The sequence below is a fragment of the Pseudoalteromonas sp. Z1A8 genome, assembly GCF_011378855.1.
GTDB lineage: Bacteria > Pseudomonadota > Gammaproteobacteria > Enterobacterales > Alteromonadaceae > Pseudoalteromonas.
In genome coordinates this window covers 1-8,896 of the sequence record NZ_WTLB01000090.1, presented here as the reverse complement: position 1 = coordinate 8,896, position 8,896 = coordinate 1, and the positions used below count along the sequence as shown (strand labels likewise).

Below are 8,896 nucleotides of genomic sequence, written 5' to 3'. Positions count from 1 at the left end.
TGAAGATCTGATCATGACATTGAGATTTAGTTCAAAAAAATCCCCGCTAATTTCTTAGCAGGGATTTGTGTATAAGAGACAGCATAAAGCGCCTTTTTTAATGAGCCGCTTTTAGTGGCGGTTAATTTTAAAGTCGAGTTGTACCTGAGAAGTAGCGCTAACGGGTTTGCCATTTTCGAACTTTGGTGCGTAACGCCATTGCTCAACGGCTGCTTGGGCTGACTTTTCAAATGCGTTGCCACCTTCAGAACTAAGCACTTTTAGGTTTTTTACAAAGCCTGCAGTGTCTACCTCAAACTCCATAACAACGCTACCATCGGTACTAAACCGGGCTTTATGCGCTGGGTATTTAGGATTAACACGATAGAGAGGTGTTTGCTCTTGCGATTCTTTCCATGGCACCATTTGAGCGATAGCTAGGCAATGTTTAGTTGCTTCTTCGCTTTTACCTTGTTTTTCGTACAGACCCACAAGTTTTGAATGAGCAGTTAGCTCAGCACTGTGATCAAAGCTTAAGTTATCGTCAAATGCAGTAACTATATTATTTAAGCGCTCAATTGCTCGGTTATATTTTTTGCTACCTTCGGCAAATGAGGCTATTAAAAAATTGGCTTTAATTTGCTCTACCGAGCTACTCGGAATATTTTCACGGTAGTATTCGTCGGCTTCTTCTAGGTAGTTTTTAGCTTCGCGATATTTTTTAGAACTAAACTTTTTAGCCAGTAGCGTTGCCGCTTCTAGTTTCATGTCGGCTACAAACTTAGGATTATTTTGTGTTTTAGCTATTTCAATTACTTGTTCTAAAAAGTTAGCTGCTTGATATGCCGATGTTGTGTAGTTAGCTTGGCCGAGCAGTGCATCAACTGTTTCTATTGATTGTTTGCCGTGGTTTGCAGCTAAAATAGTATGGGCTTCGTTATAAAGGGTATAACGCTGCTCGTTTAGCTCATCGCCGTAGCCTTTAATGGCCTTAGCGTAGTTAATAGCTAAGTTAGCGGTGTTATCTGAGCTTTCGCCATAAACAGTTTTACCCGATGTGTAAGCAAGCTTGGCAGTTTGTTGTACGTTTTTGTTTGCTTTAACTGCTGCTAAATAGCTTTGATATGCCTGGCTAAATACCGCTTGAGGATCGTTTGCTTGGCTTGCAAGTGCTGTAGTGCTTAAAGTTGTTGCGCTTAAAGCAGATAAACTTAAGCCTATAAATAAAGCGAGTTGTTGACGTTTCATAATAATCCCTATTAACTTTTAAATTAAAATTAGGTTGACGTAATTACAATTGTTTTCTTATTAATATAATTCTTGGCTGAATGGTAAAACTACTTAAAGCCGTTCAAAATACAGTTCAGCTTGTGTTATTGCATTTACAGGTTTTCCATTTTTAAACTTTGGAGCGTAACGCCATTGTTTAACAGCGGCTATCGCTGATTTTTCAAACGCTTTAGAACCTTCAGAACTAATAACCTTAGGATTTTTCACAAAGCCTTGGGTATCAACAGTAATCTCTAATATAACTATTACATGACTTTTATATTCACCACGGGGGTATATAGGCTCGATTATGTAAAGTGGATTTTGCTCTGAGGCATCTTTCCACTGCGTATTTTTAGCAAAGGCTAAGGCATGTTTAGTCGCTTTATCGCTTTCATCTTGTTTTTCATATAGCTGAACTAAACCAATATGAGCATCAAGCTTAAAGCTTTGATCTAAATTTTTATATTTATCAAATAAGCCAACTATACGGTTTAGCCTTTTAGTTGCTTTGTCGTAATCTTTACGGCCACTCTCAAATGAAACCATTAAAAGGTCAGACTTTATACGCTCTACTGCATTATCAGGTAGCTGGGCTTGGTAATATTTATCTGCATCTTGAGCGTATATTTTCGCTAAAGAATATTCGCTATGGCTAAACCCATAAAGTAATGTTTCTGCAGCTTCAAATTGCATATTGGCGACAAGGCCTGGGTTATTTTGTAATTCAGCGATTTTAATGAGTTGCTTAAAGTTTTTGACTGCGGTATCTGATTTATTCGTATGAGTTGCTTTGGCTAGTAGCGTATCCATAGTCTCTATTGAGTTTTCGCCATAGTTTTTAACTAAAATACGGTGGGCCTGTGAATACAAATCAAACCGTTTCTCTTCATTACCATACCCTATAGCCACAAGGTTCTTTGCAACATAACTGTTGATGGCTTTAGCGTAGTTAATAGCAAGCTTTGCCGTTTCATTGCTATTTTCTCCATATAGAGCGAGCCCTTTTTGATAAGCAAGTTGTGCTTCTTTTTCAGCTTGTTCTTTGGCTGCAACAAATGCTGAGTCAGTTTCTTCGGCGTTTGCAGATACAACTTGAATGCTATTTACTTGGTTTGCGAAAGTGGAGTTAGCAAAGGCTAATAAGCTTAATCCTATCGATATGGCGAGCTGTTGGTGCTTCATAATAATCCCTATTATTTATTAGCCCATAAAATTACCAAAACTATCAAGGCCTGTCATTATTTTAGGTAAATTAAAGTAAACAAGCGAGGTTGTAATATTCGGGTTATTAATTGCTTAACGATCATTGAAAATAACGCCTGTCGTCGCCATATATTTGCCATAAACAGTCTTGTACTACGGTGTATTCATCCTATCTTGTGATATTATCACTCTATTATCGTGTCGTAGTTATTTAAATATTTGGATTTGTCGTGGCGCAAGTAAGAGCAAGAGTCCAGCTTAATGTTGGCAAAAATAGTGATATCCCTGCAGAAATAATCTCATTTACTGATTTAAAAGATGGTAAAGAACATATTGCTATGGTGTTTAACAACGCTGATACAGAGCAAAATGTACCGCTTATTCGTATGCATTCTGAGTGTTTAACGGGTGATGTATTTTACTCATCGCGTTGTGATTGCGGCGAGCAGCTAAATGAATGTATTGAAATGATGCACGAACAAGGCGGTATTTTATTATATTTACGCCAAGAAGGCCGTGGCATTGGTTTATACAACAAAATTGATGCTTACGTATTGCAATCGCAGGGTATGAACACCTACGAAGCTAATAATCATTTAGGCTTTGCTGATGATTTACGTGATTTTTCGGATGCGGTGTTAATGCTTAATGCGCTTAATTTAAGCCACGTTAAATTAATGACCAATAATCCTAAAAAGCTTAACGCATTAAAAGATGCCGGTATTAATGTTGACTCGGTTGTTGGCACGCATGCGCATATTAAAGCGGGTGTTGCGGGTAACAAGTCGTACCTAGAAACTAAAATTAAGCATGGCGCGCACATGTTAGATATTAAGAAAATTAAAAAACCTTAAGTATTTAATTACGTTTCGTCTATTAATACCCCCTCACGCCAAGTTATACTTGGCGTGTTTCGTTTTAAATTAAGAGCAAGTATGTCTACACAATTACGAATTTTTAAAGCCGATGCAGGGCTAAAGTGGTTAAAAGCCGGATGGCTTATTTTTAAAACCCAGCCAGCAACCTTTATTTTTATGCATTTATTTATTGGCATTGTAGGGCTGCTGTCTTTATTTTTACCTTTACTGCAAGTTGTGGCAGCGCTAGCTACGCCATTTTTAACCGCAGGCTTTTACCAAGCGGTGCTTAGTAAGCAGCAGGGCGGAAAAATTATGCTAGCCGATATTCTCAAGCCATTTACGGCTAAGGGAAATCGTTTAGGGTTACTACGTTTAGCACTTTACCAAATGGGTGCGGGCATTTTAATGGCGTTACTTGCTAATGGCTTATTTGCCGATGCGGTGGCTGTTATGAGCCAACCAGGACTTGATCCAAACGTAGCACTTGAACAAATGCTTGAGAGTATTTCGGGCGCGAATGTCATTTTGTTTTTTATGGCAATGCTAATTTATTTAACGGCGTTTGCTTACGCTGTACCGCTTGTTTATTTTAGTAAAGAAACACGCATTTTAACGGCACTTAAAAAATCGTTAATGGTGTTTTATCATAACATTTTGCCACTTGGCGTTTTTGGCCTTATTTGCGCATTATTAATGGCGCTTTCGATGTTCTTATCGTTCTTACCACTGTTGATTTTAATGCCAATTTGCTACATTAGCTTTTTTGTATCTTATCAAGCCATTTTTATGCCTGTTGTACCACCAAGTGACGACATTAATGTTAAGCCACTTAGCAGTGAAACAAGCGGGCGTTTTGACGCTTAATGGATGATAAATTAAAGCAAAAGCTAAAAAACTATGTACTTTGGTTACTAGGGCGCCAAGAATATTCGCGTCGTGAGTTAACGCTTAAATTACAGCAAAAAGAAGCGACAGAAGAGTTTATTGAAACGCTGCTTGATTGGTGCGAAAAGCATAATTTTATTAACGAGCAGCGATACTGTGAAGGCTTTGTAAGAAAACACATATTTAAATGCCACGGGCTTAAGCGAATACAAAGCGAAGCTATGGGCAAAGGGATTGATCGTTCGCTACTTGAATTGGTAGTTGAGGAGCTTGAAGTAGATTGGTTTGAGCTTGCGCAGGATGCGTACAATAAAAAATATTCGAATACACCGGCCGACCTCGATTACAAAGATAAAGCTAAGCGCGTGCGCTACTTAATGTATCGGGGTTTTAGCTACGATGAAATTAATTTTGCAATGCAAGCACAGTAAATACAGGTGAGACTTTCAAATGCAGCACATGACTACCGCACAAATTAGGCAACAGTTTTTAGACTTTTTTGCCAGCAAACAACACCAAGTTGTACCTTCAAGCTCGCTTATTCCGGGTAACGATGCCACGTTGTTATTTAACAATGCCGGCATGGTGCAATTTAAAGATGTATTTTTAGGCGCAGAAAGCCGCCCTTATACACGTGCGACTAGCTCGCAGCGCTGTGTACGTGCTGGCGGTAAGCATAACGATTTAGAAAACGTGGGCTACACTGCTCGCCACCATACATTTTTTGAAATGTTAGGTAACTTCAGCTTTGGTGATTACTTTAAGCAAGAAGCTATTAAGTTTGCATGGGAATTTTTAACTGAAGAAGTAAAACTACCAAAAGAAAAGCTCCTAGTAACTATTTACCACGATGACGAAGAAGCGTTTGAGTACTGGTCAAAAGACATTGGCTTATCTGAGGATCGTATTATTCGTATTGCTACCTCAGACAACTTTTGGTCTATGGGCGATACCGGTCCGTGTGGTCCGTGTTCTGAAATATTTTATGATCATGGCGAGCATATTTGGGGCGGACCTCCGGGCTCTCCAGAGGAAGACGGCGACCGTTTCATCGAAATTTGGAACTTGGTATTTATGCAGTACAACCGTCAAAGCGACGGCACAATGTTGCCTCTACCTAAGCAATCTGTTGATACGGGAATGGGCCTTGAGCGTATTTCTGCTATTTTGCAGGGCGTGCATTCAAACTACGAAATCGATTTATTCCAAGGCTTAATTGCCGCTGCTGCAAGTGTTACTAATGCACAAGACATGGACGATAAGTCACTACGTGTAGTGGCGGATCATATTCGTTCGTGTGCGTTTTTAATCTCAGACGGTGTTATGCCATCTAACGAAGGCCGTGGTTATGTACTACGTCGTATTATTCGTCGTGCTGTACGCCACGGTAATAAGTTAGGTGCACAAGGTTCGTTTTTCTATAAATTAGTTGCTGCGCTCATTGAGCAAATGGGTCAAGCGTATCCTGAGCTTGCTAAGCAACAAGAAATTATCGAAAAAGTATTACGCATTGAAGAAGAGCAGTTTGGTAAAACACTTGAACGTGGCTTAGCTATTTTAGAAGAAAGCTTAAGCGACCTTAAAGGCGATATTATACCGGGCGACTTAGTATTTAAGCTTTACGATACGTACGGCTTTCCAGCTGATTTAACAGCCGATGTTGCGCGTGAGCGCCAGATGACGATTGATCATCAAGGCTTTGAAGAGTGCATGGCCGTGCAACGTAAAACAGCGCAACAAGCGGGTAAATTTGGTGCCGATTACAACGACCAATTAAAATCAGACAAGCACACTGACTTTAAAGGTTACGACAGCACACATTATAGCGCGACCGTTATTGAAATTTTTGCCGGTGGCGAAGCTGTACAGTTACTAGAAGATGGTCAACAAGGTATTGTAGTACTAGACCGCACACCGTTTTACGCAGAATCTGGCGGCCAAACGGGTGATACCGGAACTATTACAGTGGCTGGTGGCGAATTTAACGTTACTAACACAACTAAACTTGGTAATGCTTTTGCTCACCACGGTACTGTACAAGGCCGTATTGGTGTTAATGACAAAGTGGATGCAACTATTGATGATACGCGCCGCGACAGCATTAAGAAAAACCACACCGCTACGCATATTTTACACGAAGCACTACGCCAGTTATTAGGCGAGCATGTAGGCCAAAAAGGCTCACTTGTTCAGCCAGATCGTTTACGTTTTGACTTTTCGCATTTTGAAGCCGTAACTAAAGATGAGCTACGTGAAATTGAGCGTGTAGTTAATGACGAAATTCGTCGTAACTTTGCACTTAATACTGAGCTTATGGCTATTGATGATGCTAAAGCGAAAGGTGCTATGGCGTTATTTGGCGAAAAGTACGATGACGAAGTACGTGTAGTAACTATTGGTGACTATTCTATTGAGCTTTGTGGTGGTACGCACGTTGAGCGCGCTGGCGATATTGGCTTATTCAAAATAGTATCTGAAAGTGGTATTGCCGCAGGTGTTCGCCGTATTGAAGCCGTAACTGGCGCCGATGCAGTTGCGTACGTTAGCGAGCAAGAGCAACAACTTAGCGATGTTGCAGCACTTGTAAAAGGTGATAGCGCATCGGTACTTGAAAAAGTTACTGCGCTTCTTGAGAAGTCAAAGAGCCTTGAAAAGCAAATTGCGCAGCTTAGCGATAAGTTAGCAAGCGCTGCGGGCGCGTCTTTACTTGACTCAGTAGTAGAAATTAATGGCGTTAAGTTACTTGTAGCTAACGTTGAAGGGACTGAATCTAAAGCGCTTCGCGGTATGGTTGATGACCTTAAAAACAAGATTGGCTCAGGTGTTATTGCACTGGGTGTTGCCAGTGGCGACAAAGTAAGCCTAATTGCCGGTGTAACTAAAGACTTAACAGGCAAAGTAAAAGCCGGTGAGTTAGTTAACCACATGGCAGGCCAAGTAGGTGGTAAAGGTGGCGGTCGTCCAGATATGGCACAAGCAGGTGGTAGTGAACCACAAAACCTTGCTGCTGCACTAGATAGCGTTACAGCTTGGTTAACTGAGCGTACTTAAGCCTAAGTGGCGCTTATTGTTCAAAAATTCGGTGGCACTTCGGTTGGCTCAATAGAGCGAATTGAAGCGGTCGCCGACCTTGTTGTTAAAACCAGACAACAAGGGCATCAAGTGGTTGTGGTTCTCTCTGCTATGTCGGGAGAAACCAACCGCTTAATTAATCTCGCCAAACAAATTGATACTCGCCCGAGTAGCCGTGAACTAGACGTACTAATTAGCACAGGAGAGCAGGTTTCTGTTTCGCTCCTTGCTATGGCTATTATTAAACGTGGCCACTCTGCGGTGAGCTTATTAGCCGATCAAGTCAATATTCTAACTGACAACATGTTTGGCAAAGCCCGTATTGCAGAGGTTGCTGCTACGCGCTTAAAACATGAACTTGAGCATAACCGTATTGCTATTATTGCAGGGTTTCAGGGGCGTGATGTTGAGGGTAACATTACAACACTTGGACGAGGCGGCACCGATACATCGGCTGTAGAAATAGCCGCAGCTATAAAAGCTGACGAATGCCAGATCTATACCGACGTTGACGGCGTATATACTACAGATCCTCGTGTTGAACCTAATGCGCGCAGAATGAGCCAAGTTACCTTTGCCGAAATGCTAGAGCTGGCAAGTTTAGGTGCTAAAGTTTTGCATATTCGCTCGGTAGAAGCTGCAGGTAGACATAATGTGCCACTTAGGGTGCTTTCGAGCTTTAATCCTGACGAAGGTACGTTAATAAGTTTTGAGGAGAGCGATATGCCAAGTAAGGTTGTATCGGGAATTGCGTTTAATCGTGACGAATGTTTAATTAAAGTAGAGGGTGTGCCAACAGGTACTCAATATCTTTCAAAAATATTGAAACTTTTTGCTGATAATGGCATCGAAATAGATATGATTAATCAAGTTAATCATATCTTTGAAAAAATAGACTATGCTTTTACTGTGCACTCGAATGATTATCTGCAAGCACTTGAATTATTGAGCGAAGATCAAGCTCAACTTAGTGCTCAAAATATAAGCGGATTACCAACAGTCGCTAAAGTTTCTGCTGTTGGTATGGGTATGAAATCGCATTCTGGTGTCGCTAGTTTATTTTTTGATGCATTAGCGCAGGAAAATATTAATGTAGTTTTAGTCTCGACTTCAGAGATTAAAATTTCAGTTTTAATCGATGAAAAGTACCTAGAGTTGGCTGTTCGTGCATTACATAAAGCATTTTTAACAGAAAATGGATAGATTGGGAGTTTTTACTTACTTTTCAGTCTAATTTTCATTAGTATGTTTAAGCGGAATCTTATAATTTTTATTGGAACATGGGAGCAAGAGAATGCTAATACTAACTCGTAGAGTAGGTGAAACCCTAATGATTGGTGACGAAGTAACAGTTACCGTTCTAGGTGTTAAAGGAAATCAAGTTCGAATCGGTGTTAATGCACCAAAAGACGTATCAGTGCATCGTGAAGAGATTTACATGCGCATACAAGCTGAAAAGTCGAACCCTAATCCGGGCAATGCTTAATCAACACGTATACGTAGTTGAGCAATTAGCTCAACTAGACTAAAAGCCACTCACTGAGTTAACACCATTCAGTTAAGCATGTTTTGACTTAATGGTGTACCGAGTTTTTGAAATTCGAACGGTCCTACTTTTGGGCCGT

8 protein-coding genes are annotated in these 8,896 nt (G+C 40.5%); 6 read left to right on the top strand and 2 right to left on the bottom strand.

The window, feature by feature from the left end; genetic code table 11:
- Positions 1 to 111 precede the first annotated feature (111 nt).
- Entirely contained in the window at positions 112 to 1,227 is a 1,116-nt protein-coding gene (locus GQR55_RS19325; protein WP_166421886.1) for an energy transducer TonB, read from the bottom strand.
- Positions 1,228 to 1,320: 93 nt separating this feature from the next.
- Positions 1,321 to 2,433, bottom strand: a complete 1,113-nt coding sequence (locus tag GQR55_RS19320) for an energy transducer TonB (protein WP_166421885.1) — start codon at positions 2,431 to 2,433, stop codon at positions 1,321 to 1,323.
- A gap of 251 nt (positions 2,434 to 2,684) precedes the next feature.
- On the opposite strand from GQR55_RS19320, the gene ribA reads away from it, so the two are divergent.
- The 6 genes from ribA (at position 2,685) to csrA (ending at position 8,757) form a co-directional block, all read left to right on the top strand.
- The gene (gene ribA / locus GQR55_RS19315) at positions 2,685 to 3,308 is read left to right on the top strand and encodes a GTP cyclohydrolase II (RefSeq protein WP_165741083.1); all 624 of its coding nucleotides are present in this window, start codon (positions 2,685 to 2,687) and stop codon (positions 3,306 to 3,308) included.
- A gap of 81 nt (positions 3,309 to 3,389) precedes the next feature.
- Positions 3,390 to 4,178, top strand: a complete 789-nt coding sequence (locus GQR55_RS19310; protein ID WP_166421884.1) for a BPSS1780 family membrane protein — start codon at positions 3,390 to 3,392, stop codon at positions 4,176 to 4,178.
- Positions 4,178 to 4,630, top strand: a complete 453-nt coding sequence (locus GQR55_RS19305; protein ID WP_007583805.1) for a regulatory protein RecX — start codon at positions 4,178 to 4,180, stop codon at positions 4,628 to 4,630. The genes GQR55_RS19310 and GQR55_RS19305 overlap by 1 nt, the downstream gene beginning before the upstream one ends.
- A 19-nt stretch (positions 4,631 to 4,649) precedes the next feature.
- Positions 4,650 to 7,250 (top strand): alanine--tRNA ligase, encoded by a 2,601-nt coding sequence (alaS, locus tag GQR55_RS19300; RefSeq protein WP_166421883.1) that lies wholly within the window; start codon positions 4,650 to 4,652, stop codon positions 7,248 to 7,250.
- A gap of 6 nt (positions 7,251 to 7,256) precedes the next feature.
- Positions 7,257 to 8,474: an aspartate kinase gene (locus tag GQR55_RS19295; protein WP_166421882.1), complete on the top strand. Its 1,218-nt coding sequence runs from the start codon at positions 7,257 to 7,259 to the stop codon at positions 8,472 to 8,474.
- A 91-nt stretch (positions 8,475 to 8,565) separates the two neighbouring features.
- Positions 8,566 to 8,757, top strand: coding sequence for a carbon storage regulator CsrA (gene csrA / locus GQR55_RS19290; protein ID WP_004587515.1), 192 nt, complete (start codon positions 8,566 to 8,568; stop codon positions 8,755 to 8,757).
- Positions 8,758 to 8,896: the final 139 nt, after the last annotated feature.